Source organism: Micromonospora sp. NPDC049060 (assembly GCF_040649055.1).
GTDB lineage: Bacteria > Actinomycetota > Actinomycetes > Mycobacteriales > Micromonosporaceae > Micromonospora > Micromonospora reichwaldensis.
The window spans coordinates 1-20,122 of the sequence record NZ_JBEZEV010000053.1 but is presented as its reverse complement, the minus strand read 5'-3'; the positions used below and the strand labels follow the sequence as shown (position 1 = coordinate 20,122).

The following is a 20,122-nucleotide window of genomic DNA, read 5'->3' as shown; positions in this document are numbered from 1 at the left end:
GTCATTCGGCGGCTCGGAGGGCGGCGTGCAGCTCCTGGAGCGGGCGGACCTGCATGTCGCCCCGGATTCGCGCCTCGATGCCCATCACCGCCGCCGCCGCGCCCGGCACCGTGGTGATGCACGGGATGTCCGCCGTGACGGCGGCACTGCGGATCTCGTAGCCGTCCGAACGGGCGCTCGCGCCCGAGCCCTGCGGAGTGTTGATCACCAGCGCCACGTCGCCGCCGAGGATCAGCGACACCGCGTCCTCGCCCCCGCCGGACTCGTAGTGCTTGCGGATCTGCTCGCAGGCGATGCCGTGCCGGCGCAGTACCTCCGCCGTGCCGGTGGTGGCGACGATCTCGAACCCCAGGTCGGCCAGGCGCTTGATCGGGAAGATCATGCCGCGCTTGTCCCGGTTGGCGACCGAGACGAAGATCTTCCCGGCGGTCGGCAGCGAACCGTACGCGGCCGACTGCGACTTGGCGAAGGCGTGCCCGAAGGCGGTGTCGATGCCCATCACCTCGCCGGTGGACTTCATCTCCGGGCCGAGCAGCGAGTCCACGCCCTTGCCGGTCGGGGTGCGGAACCGCTTGAACGGCAGCACCGCCTCCTTGACCGCGATCGGGGCGCCGGCCGGCAGCGAACCGCCGTCCCCGGTCGCCGGGAGCAGCCCCTCGGCGCGCAGCTCGGCGATGGTGGCGCCCAGCGCGATCCGGGCCGCCGCCTTCGCCAGCGGCACCGCCGTCGCCTTGGAGACGAAGGGCACCGTCCGGGACGCGCGCGGGTTCGCCTCCAGCACGTAGAGCACGTCGTCCTTCAGGGCGTACTGCACGTTGAGCAGGCCCCGCACGCCGACGCCCCGGGCGATCGCCTCGGTGTAGCGGCGCACCTGGGCCACGTGCGAGCCCGCCAGGGTGATCGGCGGCAGCGCGCAGGACGAGTCGCCGGAGTGGATGCCGGCCTCCTCGATGTGCTCCATGACCCCGCCGAGGTAGACCTCCCCGTCGGCGTCGCAGAGCGCGTCCACGTCGATCTCGATGGCGTCGTCGAGGAACCGGTCGACCAGCACCGGGTGGTCCGGGGAGATCTCCGTGGCCCGCCCGATGTAGTCACGCAGCGTGGCGTCGTCGTAGACGATCTCCATGCCCCGCCCGCCCAGCACGTACGACGGCCGGACCAGCACCGGGTAGCCGATCTCGTCGGCGATCGCCTTCGCCTCGTCGTACGAGGTGGCCATGCCGTGCGCCGGCGCGCGCAGTCCGGCCCGGGCCAGCACCGCCCCGAACGCGCCCCGCTCCTCGGCCAGGTGGATCGACTCCGGCGAGGTGCCGACGACCGGCACACCCGCGTCCTTCAGCCGCTGCGCCAGGCCCAGCGGGGTCTGCCCGCCGAGCTGGACGATCACCCCGACCACGCCCGGCCCGCCGGCCGCCCTGCCGGAGGAGTCCTCGGCGTGCCAGACCTCCAGCACGTCCTCGAAGGTGAGCGGCTCGAAGTAGAGCCGGTCGGCGGTGTCGTAGTCGGTGGAGACGGTCTCCGGGTTGCAGTTGACCATGACGGTCTCGAAACCGGCACCCGCAGCGCCGGAGGCGGAACCCGCGCCCGCGGCGGCCGGGACGGCGGTGCCGACCGGCGCGCTCCGCAGCGCCTGCACCGCGTGCACGCACGAGTAGTCGAACTCGATGCCCTGGCCGATCCGGTTCGGCCCGGAACCCAGGATCATCACCTTCGGCCGGGCCGACGGCACGACCTCCGTCTCCTGGTCGTACGTCGAGTAGTGGTAGGGCGTGGTCGCCTCGAACTCGGCGGCGCAGGTGTCCACCGTCTTGTAGACCGGGCGGACGTCGAGGCGGTGCCGCAGCGTCCGTACGCCGTCCTCGGCGGCCAGTTCCGGACGCAGCGCGGCCAGCTGCCGGTCCGACAGGCCGGCCCGCTTGGCCCGGCGCAGCAGCTCGGCGTCGAGCACCGGGGCGTCCACGATCTCCGCGCGCAGCTCGACGAGGGCGGCGATCTGGTCCAGGAACCAGGGGTCGATCCCGCCCGACGCGGCGGTGACCTCGGCGATCGACGCGCCGAGGCGCAGCGCCCGCTCGACGGTGTAGAGCCGGCCGTCGTGCGGCATCCGCAGCGCGTCGAGGGTGTTCTCCTTCGTCGCGCCGGCCGGGTCCGGCACGGTCCAGAACCCGCCCGCCTTCGTCTCCAGCGACCGCATCGCCTTGTTCAGCGCCTCGCTGAAGTTGCGGCCCAGGCTCATCGCCTCGCCGACGGACTTCATGGTCGTGGTCAGCTCCGGGTCGGCGCCCGGGAACTTCTCGAACGCGAACCGGGGGATCTTCACCACCACGTAGTCCAGGGTCGGCTCGAACGCCGCCGGGGTCTTCAGGGTGATGTCGTTGGGGATCTCGTCGAGGGTGTAGCCGATGGCCAGCTTCGCGGCGATCTTCGCGATCGGGAAGCCGGTGGCCTTCGAGGCCAGCGCCGACGACCGGGACACCCGGGGGTTCATCTCGATCACCACGATCCGGCCGTCGGCCGGGTTCACGGCGAACTGGATGTTGCAGCCCCCGGTGTCCACCCCGACCTCGCGCAGCACCGCGATGCCCAGGTCGCGCAGCCGCTGGTACTCGCGGTCGGTGAGCGTCATGGCCGGGGCGACGGTGACGCTGTCGCCGGTGTGCACGCCCATCGGGTCGACGTTCTCGATCGAGCAGACCACCACGACGTTGTCGTGCCGGTCGCGCATCAGTTCGAGCTCGTACTCCTTCCAGCCGAGCACGCTCTCCTCGATGAGCACCTCGTGCACCGGGCTGGCGGTCAGCCCGTCGCCAGCGATGCGCGCCAGGTCCTCCGGGGTGTGCGCCATGCCGGAGCCGAGGCCGCCCATGGTGAACGACGGCCGGATCACCACCGGCAGGCCCAGCTCGGCGACCGTCGCCTCGACCTCCGCCATCGAGTGGCAGACCCGGGAGCGGGGCACCAGGCCCGCCGGGTCGTCGACACCCAGGCGTACGCCGGCCTTGGCGACGATGTCCTTGAACAGCTGCCGGTCCTCGCCGCGGTTGATCGCCTCGATGTTGGCGCCGATCAGCTCCACGCCGTACTTGTCGAGCACGCCGGCCTCGTGCAGGGCGACGGCGGTGTTCAGCGCGGTCTGCCCGCCGAGGGTGGGCAGGATCGCGTCGGGGCGCTCCTTGGCGATCACCAGCTCGACGAACTCCGGGGTGATCGGTTCGACGTACGTGGCGTCGGCGAACTCGGGGTCCGTCATGATCGTCGCCGGGTTCGAGTTGACCAGGCTGACCCGGATCCCCTCGCTGCGCAGCACCCGGCAGGCCTGGGTGCCGGAGTAGTCGAACTCGCAGGCCTGCCCGATCACGATCGGCCCGGAGCCGATCACCAGGATGTGCTTGAGATCGGTCCGCTTAGGCATGTGTGCGCCCCTCGCTCTGGGTCCGGCCCTCGATGAGCTCGGCGAAGCGGTCGAAGAGGTAGTCCGCGTCGTGCGGGCCGGCCGCCGCCTCCGGGTGGTACTGGACGGTGAAGGCGGGCACGTCCTTCGCCCGCAGCCCCTCGACCACGTTGTCATTGAGGCAGACGTGTGACACCTGGACGCCACCGAACTCGGTCTCGATCACCTGGTCGGGGACGACCGCCCCGGCCACGGCGCCCGGCACCTGGACGGCGAAGCCGTGGTTGTGGCTGGTCACCTCGACCTTGCCGGTGACCCGGTCGAGCACCGGCTGGTTGATGCCCCGGTGGCCGTAGCCGAGCTTGTAGGTGCCGAAGCCGAGCGCCCGGCCGAGGATCTGGCTGCCGAAGCAGATGCCGAAGAGCGGAATCCTGCGGCTGAGCACCTCCCGCGCCAGGGCCACCGGCGCGTCGGCGGTGGCCGGGTCGCCCGGGCCGGGCGAGAAGAAGACCGCGTCCGCGCCGGTGGCGAGCAGGTCGTCGATGGTGGAGCCGGCCGGGAGCACGTGCGTGGTGACCCCGCGGGCGGCGAGCCGGCGCGGGACGTTGCGCTTGATGCCCAGGTCCAGCGCGGCGACCGTGAACCGGTGCTCGCCCTCGGCCTGGACCACGTACGGCTTCTCGGTGGTGACCTCGGCGGAGAGGTCCGCGCCGACCATCTCCGGGGCCTGCCGCACCCGGGCCAGCAGCGCCCGTGGGTCGGTCTCGATGCTGGAGATGCCGACCCGCATGGCGCCGCGCTCGCGCAGGTGCCGGGTCAGCGCCCGGGTGTCCACGCCGCTGACGCCGACCACGCCCTCGGCGGCCAGCCGCTCCTCCAGCCCGCCGGTGGCCCGCCAGTTCGAGCCGATCCGGGCCGGGTCGCGGACCACGTAGCCGGCGACCCAGATGCGGCCCGACTCGTCGTCCTCGCCGTTGACGCCCGTGTTGCCGATGTGCGGGGCGGTCTGCACCACCACCTGACGGTGGTAGGACGGGTCGGTCAACGTCTCCTGGTAGCCGGTCATGCCGGTGTTGAAGACCGCCTCGCCGAAGGTCTCCCCGACGCTGCCGTACGCCTCACCGTGGAACGTGCGCCCGTCCTCCAGCACGAGGATCGCGGGCCTCCGCTTCGTCACGCTGCGTCTCCTTCGATCCGGACTGCGGGGCTCCGCTCCGCTGCACTCCTCGCTCGGATCACTTAACAGCCTTTCCGTCCAGGACCGTCGGCTCGCCGCGCAGGAAGGTCGCCACGATGCGACCCGGCAGCGTCATGCGGGCGTACGGGGTGTTGCGGCTACGGCTGGCCAGCTCCGCCGGCTCGATGGTGCGGCGGGCGGCCGGGTCGACCAGGGTCAGGTTCGCCGGCACGCCGGGCGCCGGGTCGAGGCCGTGCCCCTCCAGCCCGGCGATCCGGGCCGGGGTGCGCGACATCCGCTCGGCGATCAGGTCCCACTGCGGGCCGAGCACGTCGAGGGCGATCGACAGCGCCGTCTCCAGCCCGAGCATGCCCGGCCGGGCGTACGCCCACTCACACTCCTTGTCCTCCACCGCGTGCGGGGCGTGGTCGGTGGCGACGATGTCGATCACGCCCTCGACCAGGGCCGCGCGCAGCGCGGCGACGTCGGCCGCGGTGCGCAGCGGCGGGTTGACCTTGTAGACCGGGTCGTACGTCTCGGCCCGGGAGTCGGTGAGCAGCAGGTGGTGCGGGGTGACCTCGGCGGTGACCCGGACGCCCCGGGCCTTTGCCTGGCGCAGCACCTCCACGCTGCCGGCGGTGGAGACGTGGCACACGTGCAGGCGGCTGCCGACGTGCTCGGCGAGCAGCACGTCCCGGGCGATGATCGCCTCCTCGGCGACCGCCGGCCAGCCGGTCAGGCCGAGGCGGGTCGAGACCTCGCCCTCGTGCATCTGCGCGCCCTCGGTGAGCCGGGGCTCCTCGGCGTGCTGGGCGATGATCCCGTCGAACGCCTTCACGTACTCAAGCGCCCGGCGCATCAGCCTCGGGTCGGCGACGCAGTGCCCGTCGTCGGAGAAGATCCGTACCCGGGCCGCCGAGTCGGCCATCGCGCCCAGCTCGGCGAGGTGCTCGCCGGCCAGGCCGACGGTGACCGCGCCGATCGGCTGCACGTCCACCAGCCCGGCCTCCCGGCCCAGGCGCCAGACCTGCTCGACCACGCCGGCGGTGTCGGCCACCGGCGAGGTGTTGGCCATCGCGCAGACCGCGGTGTAGCCGCCGAGCGCCGCCGCCCGGGACCCGGACTCGACGGTCTCGGCGTCCTCCCGGCCGGGCTCGCGCAGGTGGGTGTGCAGGTCGACCAGGCCGGGCAGGGCGACCAGCCCGGTGCCGTCGACGACGGTCGCCTCCGGTGCGTCCAGCCCGGCGCCGACGGCCGCGACGACGCCGTCGCGGATGAGCACGTCGGTCGGCGCGGCGCCGACGACGCGGACGTTGGAGATCAGGTACGAGCTCACCGGTTGTTCCCCCCGAGCAGCAGATAGAGGACGGCCATCCGCACGGAGACCCCGTTGGCGACCTGTTCGACGATGGTGGAGCGGGGCGAGTCGGCCACCTCGGGCGTGATCTCCATCCCCCGGTTCATCGGTCCGGGGTGCATGACGATCGCGTGCTCGGGCAGCCGGCGCATCCGCGGGCCGTCCAGGCCGTAGCGGCGGGCGTACTCGCGGGCGGACGGGAAGTAGGAGGCGTTCATCCGCTCGCGCTGCACCCGCAGCATCATCACCACGTCCGACTGCGGCAGCACCGCGTCGAGGTCGTAGGAGACGTCGGTGCCGGGCGCGAGCGCCTGCGCGATGTGGACGGGGATCAGCGTCGGCGGCCCGACCAGGGTCACCTTGGCGCCGAGCGTGGACAGCAGCAGGACGTTCGAGCGGGCCACCCGGCTGTGCAGGACGTCCCCGACCACCGCGACCGACAGGCCGGCCAGCCGCCCCAGCCGGGAGCGCATCGTGTACGCGTCGAGCAGCGCCTGGGTCGGGTGCTCGTGGGTGCCGTCGCCGGCGTTGACCACCGAGCCGTCGACCCAGTCGGCGAGCCGGTGCGGGGCACCGGAGGCGGGGTGCCGGACGACCACGGCGTCGGCACCCATCGCCTGGAGGGTCAGCGCGGTGTCCTTCAGGCTCTCGCCCTTGGTCACGCTGGAGCCCTTGGCCGAAAAGTTGATCACGTCGGCGCTGAGCCGCTTCGCCGCCGCCTCGAAGGAGATCCGGGTGCGGGTGGAGTCCTCGTAGAAGAGGTTCACCACGGTGCGTCCACGCAGCGCGGGGAGCTTCTTGACCTCCCGGCCGGCGACCGTGGCCATCTCGGCGGCCGTGTCCAGGATCTCGGTGGCGGTGGCGGCGTCCAGGTCGGCCCCGGAGAGCAGGTGCCTGATCATGCGGGCGTCCCCCCGTACAACCTGACCTCGTCGGTGCCGTCGGTCTCCGCGAGGGTGACTTTCACGCTCTCCGCCAGGGACGTCGGGATGTTCTTGCCGACGTAGTCGGCGCGGATCGGCAGCTCGCGGTGGCCGCGGTCGACCAGGACGGCGAGCTGGACGGACGCCGGCCGCCCGACGTCGTTGAGCGCGTCGAGCGCGGCCCGCACCGTACGGCCGGAGAAGAGCACGTCGTCGACGAGGACGACCCGCTTGCCGTCGATGCCGCCGGGCGGCACCTGGGTCGGCCCGACCGCGCGGGTGGCGTGCCGGCGCAGGTCGTCGCGGTAGAGGGTGATGTCGAGCACGCCGACCGGGACGGTCACGTCCTCGAAGGTGCTGATCCGGGCGGCGAGCCGCTTCGCGAGCGGGGCGCCCCGGGTGGGGATGCCCAGCAGCACGGTGTCCTCGGCGCCCTGGGTCTTCTCCAGGATCTGGTGGGCGATGCGGTCGATCACGCGCTGAACGTCGGCGCTGGCGAGGATCACCTTCACCGAGGGTTGTCGCGGCGGCGACGACTGGGCAGCAGGTGGGTAGGCCACGGCGGACCTCCTTCCCCGCCTCACGGGACGGGTCGTTAAAGGACGTCGGATGCCGGCACCGGGACGCGAGCGGCCCGGACCGGGGCTTCCCGCCACGTTACCAGTGGTCACCGCACCGACCGCCGCCGGCCACTGACCCCCTGGTCAGCCCGGCGAAATGGGGACAACTCCCCCGGTGATCCCAACGGTAAGGTCACGACCACTTGACCAGTTGTACCAATCCCCGTACCGTCACGCTCCGTAGCGACCCTGGGAGAACCCCGAGCAGCACTGGGAGTGTTTAATGCCCTCTGAATACGCCAAGTCTCTGGGCGCCCGCCTGCGCTCCATCCGTCAGCAGCAGGGCCTGTCCCTGCAGGGCGTGGAGGAGAAGTCGAACGGGCGGTGGAAGGCGGTGGTGGTCGGCTCCTACGAGCGCGGCGACCGCGCCGTCACGGTGTCGCGCCTGGCCGAGCTTGCCGACTTCTACCGCGTTCCCGTCTCGGAGCTGCTGCCCGACGGCAGCGGGGTTCGCCACGAGCCCACCAGCAAGATCGTCCTCGACCTGGAGCGGCTCTACGACGAGGCATCCGAGGACCTCGCCTACGTCGCCCGGTACGCGCGTGCCATCCAGCAGCAGCGCGGTGACTACAACGGCCGCGTGCTCTCCATCCGCGCCGACGACCTGCGCGCGCTCGCGATCGTGTACGACGCCTCGCCGTCCGGCCTGATCGAGCGGCTCACCGAGCACGGCGTGCTGGTCGCCGACCCGCGGGCGTTCTTCGCCAGCTGACCAGGAACGCGAGAGGGGCCCGTGCCGTCCGGCACGGGCCCCTCTCGTCGTCGTTCGTGTCGCGTCCCGCCTTTTGAGCACACCGGCTGTGACGCACGTCCGGGTGTGACGTGCGCCGCGTCAGCGGGTGGCGTACTCGGCGATGCGGCCGAGGATGCCGTTGAGGAAGCGCGGCGAGTCGTCGGTCGACATCTGCCGGGCCAGCTCGACGGCCTCGCTGATGGCCACCGCGTCGTCGATCTCGTCGACGTAGAGCAGCTCGTAGACCGCGATCCGGGCGAGGTTGCGGTCGACCGCCGGCATCCGGTCCAGCGTCCACCCCTCGGCGTAGCTGGCGATCACCTCGTCGATCCGGTCGAGGTGGGCGGCGACGCCCTCGACGAGGCTCACCGCGTATCCCAGGTGCTCGGGTCGGGGCTTCTCGATCCGCTCGATGTAGCCGGCGAGCACCTCGACCGGCGGGCGGTCCCGCAGGTCGGCCTCGAAGAGCACGTCCAGCGCCCGCTTACGCGCCTTGCGGCGCGCAGGCATCTGCTGCTTGGGGCCCTCGGCCATCAGGCGCGGCCGAGGTAACGGCCGTCGCGGGTGTCGACCTTGATCTTCTCGCCGGTGGTGATGAAGAGCGGCACCTGGACCGTCGCGTCGGTCTCGACGGTCGCCGGCTTGTTGCCGCCGGTCGACCGGTCGCCCTGCAGGCCCGGCTCGGTGTAGGTGACCTCCAGCACGACGCTGGTCGGCAGCTCGATGTAGAGCGGGACACCCTCGTGGGTGGCCACGGTCGCCTCAGCCTCGGGCAGCAGGTAGTTCGCCGCGTCGCCGACGGTGGCACCCGGCACGTTGATCTGGTCGAACGTCTCCAGGTCCATGAAGACGTAGTCCTCGCCGTCGGCGTAGAGGTACTGCATGGTGCGCTTGTCCACGGTCGCGGTCTCGACCTTGGTGCCCGCGTTGAAGGTCTTGTCGACCACCTTGCCGGACAGCACGTTCTTCAGCGTGGTACGCACGAACGCACCACCCTTACCGGGCTTGACGTGCTGGAACTCGACGACGGCCCAGAGCTCTCCGTCGAGGTTGAGTACCAGGCCGTTCTTCAGGTCGTTGGTGGTGGCCATTTCCTGCCTTGATCATCAATTGGCGGACAGACCTGGCAAGTCTACTAGTTGCGCCGAACGCCGCTGTCCGCCGCTTCCCGCCGCCCTTCCCACCGCCTTTCCGCCGCCCTCCCACCTCCCTTCCGCCGGCTCCTCCCCCGCACTCCCGCCGACTTCCCGCCGACTTCCCGCCGCGCTTCCGCCACTCTCCCGCCGCCCCTCGCGACGCCTTCCGCCGTGCCCCACCGTTCTCCGCCGCGGCCGCCGCTGCCGCTGTGGCTGTTGCTGTTGCCATTGCCCCGCCGGTCCCGCCACTGGCTGCCCGCCGACCGGCCGAGCCGCTGTCACCCCCGCGGCCGGCCCCACCACACCGCCCCGCAAGCCGAGCCGCCGTCGCTTGCAGCTTGCCCAGCCGCCGTCGCTCCGCCGGCCGAGCCGCCGGCCCAGCCACCTTGCGGGGTCGCCGGCGACAACGCACGCCAGCGCTCACACTCCGTAAGCTGCCACGCTCCCCGGCAGAACCCCTCCACGCTCCCTTTGCTCTGCACCCACGGAGGCACCAGTTACGCGCGGTCACTTTGTCGCCTCCGACCACGATTCGCCGTCGACAAGAAATCCCAGCTCAGACCGGTGGTGCGAATTCGGATGCAGAGCAAAGCGTCGGAGGGGCATGGAGCACGAGCCGGAGCGGCGGTAACCGGCAGTAACGAAGGGAGATATCACTCACCGTCACGACGGCTGAAGCGCAGAGCGCGCCACCGGCACTCATCTCGCCGCTCCCGCACGCGACGGGCGGGACGGGGGACGGGCGGTACGGGCAGAGCGGGCGGGACGGGCAGGGCGGGGCGGGGCAGGCGGGGCGGGGCAGGCGGGAGCGGGGAGGGCAACCGGGGTCAGCGGATCAGGGCGGCCAGGTGGTGCAGGGCCAGGCGGTAGCCGTCGACGCCGAGGCCGCAGATCACCCCGGTCGCCACCGCCGACACCACGGAATGGTGCCGGAACTCCTCGCGGGCGTGGATGTTGGAGATGTGCACCTCGACCAGCGGCCCGCGCAGCATGGCGCAGGCGTCCCGGACCGCGTACGAGTAGTGCGACCAGGCGGCGGGATTGAGCACCACGGCGGCGCCCTCGTCGGCGGCGGCGTGCAGCCAGGCCAGCAGCTCGTGCTCGGCGTCGGTCTGCCGGACCGTCACGTCCAGCCCGAGCTCCCGCCCGGTCGACTCGCAGAGCGCCACCAGGTCCGCGTAGCTGGTCGCCCCGTAGACGTCCGGCTGCCGGGTGCCGAGCCGGCCGAGGTTCGGGCCGTTCAGCACGTGGACCTTCATGCGGCCACCTCGCGGTAGGCCGCCTCCAGCAGCTCGTCGTCCGGGCCCTCCAGGATCGCCGGCCGGGCCAGCCCGTCCAGCACGACGAAACGCAGTTGGTTGCCCCGGGCCTTCTTGTCCACCCGCATCGTGGCGAGCAGTCCGGGCCAGGCCTGGGCGGGATAGCTGGTGGGCAGGCCGAGCGCCGCCATGGCCGTCCGGTGCCGCTCGGCGGTGGGGGCGTCCAGCCGCCCAGCCAGTCGGGCCAACTCACCGGCGTAGACGACGCCGACCGACACGGCGTGGCCGTGCCGCCAGCGGTAGTCCTCCGCCTTCTCGATGGCGTGGGCCAGGGTGTGACCGTAGTTGAGCACCTCCCGCACGCCCGACTCGCGCAGGTCGCCCGAGACCACGTCGGACTTCACCCGGATCGCCCGCTCGATCAGCTCGCGGGTCACCGGGCCGGTCGGGTCGGTGGCCGCCGCCCGGTCCCGCTCCACCAGGTCGAGGATCACCGGGTCGGCGATGAAGCCGCACTTGACCACCTCGGCCAGACCGGCGGCGAGGTCGGCCTGCGGGAGGCTGTCCAGCGTCGTCAGGTCGGCGAGGACGCCGACCGGCGGATGGAACGCCCCGACCAGGTTCTTGCCGGCGGCGGTGTTGATCCCGGTCTTGCCGCCCACCGCCGCGTCGACCATGCCCAGCAGCGAGGTCGCCACCGGAACCCAGCGCACCCCCCGCAGCCAGCAGGCCGCGACGAAGCCGGCCAGGTCGGTGACCGCGCCGCCACCGACGCCCACCACCGCGTCGGTACGGGTGAAACCCGCCTCGCCCAGCCGGTCCCAACAGGTCGCCGCCACGTCGATGCGCTTGCCCGCCTCGGCGTCCGGCACCTCGATCAGCAGCGGTGCGACGCCGGCGGCGCGCAGCCGCCCGCCGATCGCGTCGGCCAGTTCCTTCAGCGGGTGCGCGTGCAGCACCGCCACCCGGGTCGCGTCCGGCAGCAGCCCGGGCAGCGCGTCGAGCAGGTCGCGTCCCACCAGCACGTCGTACGGGCGCTCGCCGCCGACCGGGATCCGGGTCACCTCGTCCATCGCCGGCAGCCTAGTCCAGCCGCCCGATCCGAGGGGGGAACTGTCCACTTCGTGGCCACCCGTTCCGCGCCGGGGCGGGACCGCGCGGGCCGCGCCCCGGGGCGGGATCACCCGGGCACCCGGGCCGCCCACGCGGCCAGCCCCCGGGCGTGCGCGGCGACCTCGGCGCGCAGGGCCGCGGGCCGTACGACGGTGAACGGCCAGCCCAGCCCCGCGAGCAGTTGGGCCATCCCGGCCAGGTTCTCCGCGCGGGCGCGCAGCAGCACGCCTCCGTCGGTCGTCCTCAGCTCGGCCACGCTGGGCGGCAGGCGGCGTCGGGCGGCGGCCAGGTCGGCTTCCAGCAGCACCTCGACGTCGTGGGCGTACGGGACGCGGGCCAGCGAGCGGGTCACCTGGGCGACCGGGTCGAAGCCGTGGGGCACGGCGAAGGTCTCCTCCCCCGGCAGCACCTCCCTGATCCGGTCCAGTCGGAACGTGCGCACCTCCCCGCGCAGGTGGTCGTGGCCCGTGACGTACCAGCGGCCGGAGTGGAAGACCAGCCCGTACGGGTCGAGCTCCCGGCGGGTCACCGTGCCGGAGGAGGAACGGTGCTCCAGCCGTACCCGGCGCCGGTGCCGAGCGGCGGCGCCGAGGGTGAGCAGCGTCCCGGTCGCCGGCCGGGGCTGCGGCGCCGATTGCCGCAGGGTGAAGCCGAGGTGCTCCTGCACCGCCGCGAGGCGGTCACTGAGCGTGGGCGGGAGCACCCTGCGGATCTTGGCCAGCGCGGTCGCGGTCGCCGGTTCTTCGGTGCCCAGCCCGAGCCGCTCGGCGGCGACCAGACCGAGCAGCACGGCGACGGCCTCGTCGTCGGTGAGCATCAGCGGCGGCAGCTTGTAGCCGGGGCGCAGCCGGTAGCCGCCGTGGCGGCCCCGCTCGGCGGCGACCGGGATGCCCAGCTTGGCCAGGGTCGCGGCGTAGCGGCGCACCGTACGCCCGTCCACCCCCAGCCGGCGGGCCAGCTCCGCCCCGGTGAGCCGGTGGTGGCTCTGGAGCAGTTCGAGCATGCCGAGCACCCGGGCGGCGGGATGCGACACGGACCACTCCTTCAAAGCGGGCGGAAAGCGTCCGGATTCGATCGTACGGTGGTCGCGAACGACGAGAGAGGGAGGCCGCGATGGCGACGTTCGTGCTGGTGCCGGGGTTCTGGTTGGGCGGTTGGGCGTGGCGCGACGTGACGGCGGCGCTGCGCGGGCAGGGCCACGAGGTCCACCCGGTGACGCTGACCGGGGTGGCCGAGCGCGCCCACCTCGCCGGCCCGGAGGTCGGCCTGGAGACGCACACCACCGACATCGTCCGGTTGATCGAGGTGGAGGAGCTGCACGACGTCGTGCTGGTGGGCCACTCCGGCGGCGGGCTGCCGGTGACCCAGGCGGCGGACCGCCTCGGCGAGCGAATCGCCCGGGTGGTCTACGTGGAGAGCGGGCCGATGCCCGACGGCATGTCGCAGTTCGACAGCAACCCGCCCGAGGAGCAGGAGCGGCTGCGCGCCGAGATCGGCGACGGGCACCTGCTGCCGCCGCCCGCGTTCGATCCGGCCCAGGACCCGCAGAACCTGGCCGGGCTGACTCCTACCGCGCTCGCGCTGTTGCGACGGCGGGCCACCGCCCACCCGCTGCGCGCCGCCACCGACCCGGTCCGCCGCACCGGTGGACACGCGGTGCCGACGGCCCTGGTGGCGAGCACCTTCCCGCTCGCGGTGGTCGAGGACATGATCGCGCAGGGCCACCCGTTCTTCGCCGGGCTGGCCGGCGGCCGGCTGTACGCGCTGCCGACCGGCCACTGGCCGATGCTCAGCGAGCCGAAGGGCCTGGCCGACGTGCTCGACGGCATCGCCCGCGACTGACCCGGCCGCCGGGGCGGCGGCCGTGCGGGCTCAGCGCTTGAGCAGCGCGGCGATCTCGGCGGCGATCTCCGCCGGTTCCCGCCCGTCGGTGACGACCGTGGCGGTGGCCACCTCGGCGTAGAGCGGGCGGCGCTGGTCCAGCAGGTACTTCAGCGTCGCCCGGGGGTTTATCGCCAGCAGCGGGCGGCCCCCGCCTAGCCCGACCCGCTTCACCGCGTCGGACAGCTCGACGGAGAGGTGGACCACGGGGTGCCCGACCAGGGCCGCGCGGTTCTCCTCGGCGAGGATCGCGCCGCCGCCGAGGGCGAGCACGCCCTCGCACGAGGCGAGCCCCGCCGCCACCGCCGCCCGTTCGAGGGTACGGAAGTGGTCCTCACCCTCGTCGATGAAGATCTCGGAGATCGGCTTGCCGGCCAGGCGCACGATGTCCAGGTCGGTGTCGCGGAACTCCACACCGAGCAGCTCGGCCAGCGCCAGCCCGACGGTGGTCTTGCCCGAGCCGGGTGCCCCCACCAGTACGCAGACCGGCGCCATCAGCGGCACCGCCGAACCGCCGCGCGCCCCGCCCGCCGAGCCGCGCTCACCGGATCACCAGGGCGTCGAGGTAGCCGGCCAGGTTGCGGCGGATCTCGGCGACCGAGTCGCCGCCGAACTTCTCGGTGGCGGCCTCCGCCAGCACCAGCGCCACCATCGCCTCGGCGACGACGGCGGCGGCGGGCACGGCGCACACGTCCGAGCGCTGGTTGATCGCGGTGGCCGGCTCGCCGGTGGTGACGTCCACCGTCGCCAGTGCCCGGTTCAGCGACGAGATCGGCTTCATGGCGGCCTTCACGCGCAGCGGCTCGCCGGTGGTGATGCCGCCCTCCAGCCCGCCGGCCCGGTCGGTGACCCGACGTACGCCGGTGGCGGTGGGGATGATCTCGTCGTGCGCCTCGGAACCACGGGAGCGCGCCTGCTGCCAACCGTCGCCGATCTCCACGCCCTTGATGGCCTGGATCGACATCAGGGCGGTCGCGAGCCGGGCGTCGAGCTTGCGGTCCCACTGCACGTGGCTGCCCAGGCCCGGCGGCACCCCGTACGCCAGCACCTCGACCACGCCACCCAGGGTGTCGGCGGCCTTCTTCGCGGCGTCGACCTCGGCGACCATCCGGGCGCTGGCCTCCGGGTCGAGGCAGCGCAGCGGGTCCGCGTCGATGCGGTCGGCGTCGGCGGGCGTGGGGCGCAGCCCCGGCTTGGCGGCGACCGGGCCCAGCTCCACCACGTGCGAGACGATCTCGATGCCGAGGGCCTGCCGGAGCAGTGCCTTGGCGACCGTGCCGACGGCGACCCGGGCGGCGGTCTCCCGCGCGCTGGCCCGCTCCAGGATCGGCCGGGCGTCGGTGTGGCCGTACTTCTGCATGCCGGCCAGGTCGGCGTGCCCCGGGCGGGGGCGGGTGAGCGGCGCGTTGCGGGCCTGGCTGGCCAGTTCCTCCGCGTCGACCGGGTCGGCGGCCATCACGGTGCGCCACTTGGGCCACTCGGAGTTGCCGACGCGGATCGCGACGGGGCTGCCGAGGGTCGCCCCGTGCCGCAGCCCGCCGATGACCTCCACCTCGTCCTGCTCGAACGACATCCGCGCGCCCCGGCCGTAGCCGAGCCGGCGCCGGGCCAGCTCACCGGCGATGTCCCCGGTGGTCACCTCGACGCCGGCGGGCACGCCCTCCATCATCGCGACGAGGGCGGGACCGTGCGATTCCCCTGCAGTCAACCAGCGCAACACAGCGGTCAGTCTGTCACGCCCGGTGGCCGCCGCCATGCGGTGCCCGCCGCGTCCCGCCCTGCGGACGCGGCACGGCCCGCCGCGACCGCCGGGCTGGCCCGCCGCCCGGCCTCCGCCGCTTCCGGCGGCTCCGGGCCTGTCACCTCCGATAGCGCTGTGCCACTGCCGCGAAGGCGGCCTTGGGCTCCCATTCCATGTCGGGGTAGGTCTGCCCACGGCGTCCTTCGAGGAGCTTGACGATGCCCAGGCTGGCCCGGTCCAGGTCGTCCCTGGGGTCGCCGTCCGGGCGGTGCGGGTAGCCGGGCAGGGCGAACAGGAACACGAACGCGCTGTCCACGCCCTCGGTCTCGAAGATCTCCAGCAGCTCGCTCAGATATGCGGCCTGGCCGGCCTCGTCACGCTCGTGTACGCCGTTGAGCCGTACCGGGGCCCCGGTCTCCGGGTCGTGCTCGACCACTTCCAGTACCCGCCCGCCGCGGTCTCCCGCGCCGCGGTAGGCCGCGGTGCCGAACCCGGTGATGGCGAGCGGCTTCGGGCCCTGGGCCAGGGTGCGCACCGCGTCCCGGAACCGGTCGGCGACCTCGGCGGAGCGGATCAGCTCGAACGCCACGATGTCGAAGGGGGTCCAGTCGACCTGCTCGAACTGGATGGACGCATAGGTGAGCCTGCCCTGGAAGCGCTCGCGGACCGTGGCCGCCGCGTCGCGGAGGAACGCGTTGATGTGCACCCCGAGTTCGCGGATGGCTTCGGCCCGCCGTTCGGGTCGGCTCATCAGCCGCGCGACCCGATCCTCGGGGCTCTCGCCGGGCAGGAACCCACGGTTCATCACGCTCAGCTCGACCCCTGCGACGAACACGACTGCGGCCCCCTGCTGCCGGAGCCGTTCCGCCCGCTCGGCGCAGTCGCGGAAGAGCGTGAGGATCTGCTCCGGATCCAGCTCCAGCGGATAGGGCGAGAACCAGACCTCCAGGCCGAGTTCGGCGGCGGCGCCGGCGGCCAGCTCCAGCCGATCCGGGTCGCCGCCGATGATCTGGACCGCGTTGCAGTGCAGGTCGTCGCGGATGATGGCGAGCTCGCGCCGGACCACCGCAGGATCGAAGTGTTCGCGGGACGTCTGGCCGTGCACGACGAATCCGGTGTCGTAGGTCATTCCTCTTGCGCGCATGGCGGCGTCCTCTCCGTCGGTCCCGGTCGGGTCGAGACTGACAGGAAACATGCGCGTACGCAAGTTTTCGTTCACGCAAATTTGCGGGCGCGTAGCCCTGCGTGGGACGCTGACACCGTGACGACGCCACCACCGGGGCTGCGGGAGCGGAAGAAGCAGGCCACCCGCGAGGCGCTACGCGAGGCGGCCCTGCGCCTGGCCGTGCAGCACGGACCGGACCAGGTGCGGGTCGAGGACATCGCCGAGGCGGCCGGGGTCTCGCCGCGCACCTACAACAACTACTTCGCCAGCCGGGAGCAGGCGATCGTCTCCGCCGTCACCGCGGACCGGGAGGCGCGGATCGCGGCGGCGGTCACGGCCCGGCCCGCAGGAGCGCGCCTGGCCGACGTCGTCACCGAGGCAGTGGTCGAGCAGTACGCGAACACCGGCGAGCACGAACGCCACGTGCTGCTGTTGATCACCACCCGGACCTCGCTGCGCGACGCGTTCCTCGACACCACCACCGGCATCGAGCCCCCGCTCACGGCAGCGATCGCCGAACGCCTGGGTGACGACGGAGCGCACACGGCCCGCGTTCTCGCGGCAAGCGTGGCCGCGGCGGTGCGGATCGCACTGGAGGGCTGGCTCCAGCCGGCCGGGAACGCGGGGGCCGCCGAGGGCTTCGGAGCCGGAGGACTGGTCGTGCCCTCCGGCTCGCTGCCCGACCAGCTCCGCGCGGCGCTGGCCCCGCTCGCGCCCGCGTTCGACGCCGCGGAGCGACGCACCGTGCCCTGACCGCGCGCTCAGATGCCCCGGCCGCGTTTGTGCAGGGTACGCAGCACCGCGTCGGCGCGGACCATCCGCCCGGCCACGGCGAGGGCCAGGTACGCCCTCGGCTCGCGCGGGTTGCGCCGGATGGTGTGCCGGGCCCAGCGCATCGCGCCCCGCCGGTCGCCGGACGCGGCGCGGGCGAAGGCGATCTGCCCGGTGACCCGCGCCTCGCCGGCCGGCTGCGTGCCGAACTCGGGGTAGCGCTCCAGCAGCCACTGCAACGCCTCGGAGATGGTGTCCCAACGCTGCGCGAAGTAGGACCGCTTGTGCCAGCGCACCAGCACGTACGGCGTGCGCAGGTTGACCAGCGGCGCGCTGCGGGCGGCCCGGAGCAGGAACTCGTAGTCCTCCGCGTAGCTGCCCGGGATCTCCTCGTCGACCAGCCCGAACCCGTCGCGCAGCGCGGCGGCGCGGATCAGGAAGGTCGACGGGTGCAGCTCCGTCATCCGGTCCCGCAGCAGGTCGGCGAGGGTGACCGAGTCCTTCGGCAGCGCCCGGTCGACGGTGTGCCCGTCGTAGCTGACCCGGATGCCGCAGCTGACGAACTCCGCGTCGGGGTGGGCGGCGAGCGCCTCGACCTGGGCCCGCAGCTTGCCGGGCAGCCACTCGTCGTCGTCGTCGCAGAACGCGACGAGCTCGCCGGTGGCGGCCAGGACGCCCGAGTTGCGGGCGCCCGCCAGGCCGGGGGCGCGTTCGTTGCGGATCACCCGGACCAGCCGGTCCGGGCGGGACAGCTCGGCCAGCGAGGCGTCCGGCTCGGACTGGTCGTAGACCACCACCACCTCGATCGGGCCGGGGTGATCCTGGTCGAGGATGGCGCGTACGGCGGCCCGGAGCAGTTCCGGGCGGTCCCGGGTGGGCACCACCGCGCTCACGCTCGGGTGTTCGGTCATCGCCGCTCTCCGTTCCGGGCCGGCCGTGCCCACGGCCGCCACCTCGTCCGCTGCCGTCGTCCGGTCGACGCGGCCACCAGGTCCTCCACGATCCGTCCCACCTGCTCGACCGCCGCGCGGCGCGCCCGGGACGCGTCCGGGTCGGCCGCGACGGCGAACCGCGACGGGTCGGCGAGGCCGGCGGTGAGCGCCTCGAACAGCGCCTCCCGGGTCTCGGCCAGCGCCACCATGCCGGCCGCGCCCAGGCGACGGGCGAACAACTGCTGGTGGTCGTCGACGTGTTCGCCCCGGGTCGGGTCCCGTGGGACGACGATCGGCAGGTGCCCGTGCCGGCGGGCCTCCAGGATGGTGGCCGGGCCGCCGTGGCAGACCACGAGGTCGGCCTCGGCCATCGCCGTCTGCAGCTCGTCGTGACCGAGGAAGGGCATCGCCCCGGGCACCCCGGGGGCCCGGGTGTGTCCGTGCTGGACGGTCAGCCCGACGCCCTCGGCGACGGCGGGATGCCACTCCTCCAGCCAGCCGACCAGGCGGTCGAACGGGTGCTTGTCGGTGCCGACGGCGACCAGCAGCCGGGCCTGCGCGAGGCCGCCGGAGTCGCGCGGCCGGGGCAGCCGGGTGGCGGGCGCAGGCCGGGGACGGCCGGGGGCGACGCGGTGCGCGGGGGTGGTTCCGGTGCTCTCGGCGCTCACAGCAGGGTCCCCACGACGGTGGCCTCCGGGTACTGGCGGCGCTGCTCGTCCCACTGCACGAGCATCGCGGAGAGGAAGGGCCGGCAGAGCCGGGCGGTCAGGGTCGGGGTGTCGATGCGGTCGTACACCTCGATGTAGACGGTCGGCACGCCCCGGAGCCGGGCCAGCACCACGAACGGGACGGCCACGCCGGCGCCGGTGGTCACCACCGCGGCGACCCGGCGCGACCGCAGCACCCGCCAGGCGAGTACGGCGTTGCGCAGCAGGTTCGGCACGTTGCGGGTGGTCGGGTGGTGCGCCGGGACGAGTTCCTCGCCAGCCAGCAGCGAGAGCGCCTCGGGTGTGTCGAAGGTGACCCAGCACCGCCGCCAGCGTTCGTACCACGGGCGCAGGGCGAGCAGTTGGGCCAGATGGCCGCCGCTGGAGCCCACCAGGAGCAGGAATCCGGGCTCGCCGGCATCCTCGGTCGTCGTTTCCACGCGACTCCCCACAAGTTCGCTTGGATGTTCGGTGGTAGCCACGCGACAGCAGATCACACGTCCCCGGCTGGTGAAATAGGGCGACCGGGCGACAGATCGATCTCCGCGGGTGGCGGATCGGGTGCGCCGCGCCGACCATCGATATCGACGATCGTCACGACCTGGAGCTTCTTCGTCACTATCCGGAGTCGACGGCGGCCCGCAGGCCCCGGCGATTTCGGTGGATCAGCCGCTATGTCGTTTCTCGATGACGTCCAGCAGGGCGGGATGCAGCGCCGCGTTCCAGCCCGCGCCCGCGTCGGCGAGGCGCCAGGTGCGCAGCCACATCTCCAGCAGGTAGGCGTCGGCCACCAGCCGCCGGGCCGCCGGCCCGAGCCCGAGGTCGGTGCCGTACCGGTCGAGGTGGGCGTCGACGGCCCGCGCCGCCGCCGCGGCCGGCTCGCCGCGCAGCACCAGGGCCCGCTGGAACGCGTCGTGCGCCAGGTCGAAGCCGAGCGGCACGTCCGGCCCGCTGTGCTCCCAGTCCCAGGCGACGAGGCGGCCGGCGTGCACGCCGAGGTTCCAGGGCACCCAGTCGCCGTGCCAGTGCCCGAACTCGACGGTCGTGCCGCCGTGCCGGTCGGTCAGGGCCGCGACGGCGGCGACCGCCCGGGCCCCGTCCGGCGTGCCGGCGGCGGCGCGCCCGGCGTCGGCGGCGAGCCGGGCCAGGAACGCCGACCCGGCCAGGGTGGTCGTACTCCGGCGCACCCACCGGCAACACGCCCAGCTCGGGTGAC

The 20,122-nt window shown here is 73.3% G+C and carries 20 protein-coding genes and 1 pseudogene; 3 read left to right on the top strand and 18 right to left on the bottom strand.

Annotated elements, in window-relative coordinates; genetic code table 11:
* Position 1: 1 nt before the first annotated feature.
* From carB to pyrR, 5 genes are read right to left on the bottom strand one after another with little or no spacing between them, the layout of a single operon-like run.
* The gene (carB, locus tag AB0B83_RS19245; RefSeq protein ID WP_357579330.1) at positions 2–3,412 is read right to left on the bottom strand and encodes a carbamoyl-phosphate synthase large subunit; all 3,411 of its coding nucleotides are present in this window, start codon (positions 3,410–3,412) and stop codon (positions 2–4) included.
* On the bottom strand, positions 3,405–4,568 hold the full coding sequence (gene carA, locus AB0B83_RS19240; RefSeq protein ID WP_357579329.1) for a glutamine-hydrolyzing carbamoyl-phosphate synthase small subunit: 1,164 nt from the start codon (positions 4,566–4,568) through the stop codon (positions 3,405–3,407). Before carA ends, carB begins: the two co-directional genes overlap by 8 nt.
* Positions 4,569–4,626: 58 nt before the next feature.
* Positions 4,627–5,904: a dihydroorotase gene (locus AB0B83_RS19235; RefSeq protein ID WP_357579328.1), complete on the bottom strand. Its 1,278-nt coding sequence runs from the start codon at positions 5,902–5,904 to the stop codon at positions 4,627–4,629.
* On the bottom strand, positions 5,901–6,827 hold the full coding sequence (locus tag AB0B83_RS19230) for an aspartate carbamoyltransferase catalytic subunit (protein ID WP_121395245.1): 927 nt from the start codon (positions 6,825–6,827) through the stop codon (positions 5,901–5,903). Before AB0B83_RS19230 ends, AB0B83_RS19235 begins: the two co-directional genes overlap by 4 nt.
* On the bottom strand, positions 6,824–7,408 hold the full coding sequence (gene pyrR, locus AB0B83_RS19225; RefSeq protein WP_357579327.1) for a bifunctional pyr operon transcriptional regulator/uracil phosphoribosyltransferase PyrR: 585 nt from the start codon (positions 7,406–7,408) through the stop codon (positions 6,824–6,826). Before pyrR ends, AB0B83_RS19230 begins: the two co-directional genes overlap by 4 nt.
* A 283-nt stretch (positions 7,409–7,691) precedes the next feature.
* Here pyrR and AB0B83_RS19220 point away from each other — a divergent pair, with 283 nt between their 5' ends.
* Positions 7,692–8,180 (top strand): helix-turn-helix domain-containing protein, encoded by a 489-nt coding sequence (locus tag AB0B83_RS19220; protein ID WP_013285505.1) that lies wholly within the window; start codon positions 7,692–7,694, stop codon positions 8,178–8,180.
* 120 nt (positions 8,181–8,300) lie between these two features.
* Here the strand turns inward: AB0B83_RS19220 and nusB are convergent, their stop codons facing one another.
* The 5 genes from nusB to AB0B83_RS19195 all read right to left on the bottom strand — a co-directional run bounded on the left by nusB (position 8,301) and on the right by AB0B83_RS19195 (position 12,742).
* Entirely contained in the window at positions 8,301–8,711 is a 411-nt protein-coding gene (nusB, locus tag AB0B83_RS19215; protein ID WP_172896683.1) for a transcription antitermination factor NusB, read from the bottom strand.
* Between the two features lie 23 nt (positions 8,712–8,734).
* Positions 8,735–9,292, bottom strand: a complete 558-nt coding sequence (efp, locus tag AB0B83_RS19210; protein ID WP_132240163.1) for an elongation factor P — start codon at positions 9,290–9,292, stop codon at positions 8,735–8,737.
* A gap of 872 nt (positions 9,293–10,164) precedes the next feature.
* Positions 10,165–10,596 (bottom strand): type II 3-dehydroquinate dehydratase, encoded by a 432-nt coding sequence (gene aroQ, locus AB0B83_RS19205; RefSeq protein ID WP_132240162.1) that lies wholly within the window; start codon positions 10,594–10,596, stop codon positions 10,165–10,167.
* Complete coding sequence (aroB, locus tag AB0B83_RS19200; protein WP_151457200.1) at positions 10,593–11,669, bottom strand: 3-dehydroquinate synthase; 1,077 nt, start codon at positions 11,667–11,669, stop codon at positions 10,593–10,595. The genes aroQ and aroB overlap by 4 nt, the downstream gene beginning before the upstream one ends.
* A gap of 107 nt (positions 11,670–11,776) precedes the next feature.
* Positions 11,777–12,742 carry a YafY family protein gene (locus AB0B83_RS19195; RefSeq protein WP_357579326.1) on the bottom strand — a complete coding sequence of 322 codons (966 nt, stop codon included), beginning with the start codon at positions 12,740–12,742 and terminating at the stop codon, positions 11,777–11,779.
* An 80-nt stretch (positions 12,743–12,822) separates the two neighbouring features.
* On the opposite strand from AB0B83_RS19195, the gene AB0B83_RS19190 reads away from it, so the two are divergent.
* A complete protein-coding gene (locus AB0B83_RS19190; RefSeq protein ID WP_357579325.1) occupies positions 12,823–13,551 on the top strand; it encodes an alpha/beta fold hydrolase in 729 nt (242 codons plus the stop codon).
* Between the two features lie 30 nt (positions 13,552–13,581).
* Here the strand turns inward: AB0B83_RS19190 and AB0B83_RS19185 are convergent, their stop codons facing one another.
* The 3 genes from AB0B83_RS19185 to AB0B83_RS19175 form a co-directional block, all read right to left on the bottom strand.
* Complete coding sequence (locus AB0B83_RS19185) at positions 13,582–14,085, bottom strand: shikimate kinase (protein WP_327031192.1); 504 nt, start codon at positions 14,083–14,085, stop codon at positions 13,582–13,584.
* 46 nt (positions 14,086–14,131) lie between these two features.
* On the bottom strand, positions 14,132–15,310 hold the full coding sequence (gene aroC, locus AB0B83_RS19180; protein WP_311414440.1) for a chorismate synthase: 1,179 nt from the start codon (positions 15,308–15,310) through the stop codon (positions 14,132–14,134).
* 139 nt (positions 15,311–15,449) lie between these two features.
* Positions 15,450–16,526 (bottom strand): hypothetical protein, encoded by a 1,077-nt coding sequence (locus tag AB0B83_RS19175; protein ID WP_357579324.1) that lies wholly within the window; start codon positions 16,524–16,526, stop codon positions 15,450–15,452.
* 66 nt (positions 16,527–16,592) lie between these two features.
* Here AB0B83_RS19175 and AB0B83_RS19170 point away from each other — a divergent pair, with 66 nt between their 5' ends.
* A complete protein-coding gene (locus AB0B83_RS19170; protein WP_357579323.1) occupies positions 16,593–17,249 on the top strand; it encodes a TetR/AcrR family transcriptional regulator in 657 nt (218 codons plus the stop codon).
* A gap of 8 nt (positions 17,250–17,257) precedes the next feature.
* Here the strand turns inward: AB0B83_RS19170 and AB0B83_RS19165 are convergent, their stop codons facing one another.
* The 5 genes and pseudogenes from AB0B83_RS19165 to AB0B83_RS19145 form a co-directional block, all read right to left on the bottom strand.
* Positions 17,258–18,178 (bottom strand): glycosyltransferase family 2 protein, encoded by a 921-nt coding sequence (locus AB0B83_RS19165; RefSeq protein ID WP_151457204.1) that lies wholly within the window; start codon positions 18,176–18,178, stop codon positions 17,258–17,260.
* Complete coding sequence (locus AB0B83_RS19160; protein ID WP_357579347.1) at positions 18,175–18,789, bottom strand: glycosyltransferase; 615 nt, start codon at positions 18,787–18,789, stop codon at positions 18,175–18,177. Before AB0B83_RS19160 ends, AB0B83_RS19165 begins: the two co-directional genes overlap by 4 nt.
* 74 nt (positions 18,790–18,863) lie before the next feature.
* Entirely contained in the window at positions 18,864–19,346 is a 483-nt protein-coding gene (locus AB0B83_RS19155; protein WP_357579322.1) for a UDP-N-acetylglucosamine--LPS N-acetylglucosamine transferase, read from the bottom strand.
* Between the two features lie 53 nt (positions 19,347–19,399).
* Positions 19,400–19,525 carry a hypothetical protein gene (locus AB0B83_RS19150; protein WP_357579321.1) on the bottom strand — a complete coding sequence of 42 codons (126 nt, stop codon included), beginning with the start codon at positions 19,523–19,525 and terminating at the stop codon, positions 19,400–19,402.
* Between the two features lie 46 nt (positions 19,526–19,571).
* Positions 19,572–20,122: pseudogene (locus tag AB0B83_RS19145) on the bottom strand (hypothetical protein); the annotation flags it as partial.

Coding starts and splice junctions, on each gene's coding strand:
- AB0B83_RS19165 (WP_151457204.1), bottom strand. CDS start 18,178: ATGACCGAACACCCGAGCGTGAGCGCGGTGGTGCCCACCCGGGACCGC.
- AB0B83_RS19175 (WP_357579324.1), bottom strand. CDS start 16,526: ATGTTTCCTGTCAGTCTCGACCCGACCGGGACCGACGGAGAGGACGCC.
- AB0B83_RS19220 (WP_013285505.1), top strand. CDS start 7,692: ATGCCCTCTGAATACGCCAAGTCTCTGGGCGCCCGCCTGCGCTCCATC.
- AB0B83_RS19190 (WP_357579325.1), top strand. CDS start 12,823: ATGGCGACGTTCGTGCTGGTGCCGGGGTTCTGGTTGGGCGGTTGGGCG.
- nusB (WP_172896683.1), bottom strand. CDS start 8,711: ATGCCTGCGCGCCGCAAGGCGCGTAAGCGGGCGCTGGACGTGCTCTTC.
- aroB (WP_151457200.1), bottom strand. CDS start 11,669: ATGGACGAGGTGACCCGGATCCCGGTCGGCGGCGAGCGCCCGTACGAC.
- AB0B83_RS19230 (WP_121395245.1), bottom strand. CDS start 6,827: ATGATCAGGCACCTGCTCTCCGGGGCCGACCTGGACGCCGCCACCGCC.
- carB (WP_357579330.1), bottom strand. CDS start 3,412: ATGCCTAAGCGGACCGATCTCAAGCACATCCTGGTGATCGGCTCCGGG.
- AB0B83_RS19185 (WP_327031192.1), bottom strand. CDS start 14,085: ATGGCGCCGGTCTGCGTACTGGTGGGGGCACCCGGCTCGGGCAAGACC.
- aroQ (WP_132240162.1), bottom strand. CDS start 10,596: ATGAAGGTCCACGTGCTGAACGGCCCGAACCTCGGCCGGCTCGGCACC.
- efp (WP_132240163.1), bottom strand. CDS start 9,292: ATGGCCACCACCAACGACCTGAAGAACGGCCTGGTACTCAACCTCGAC.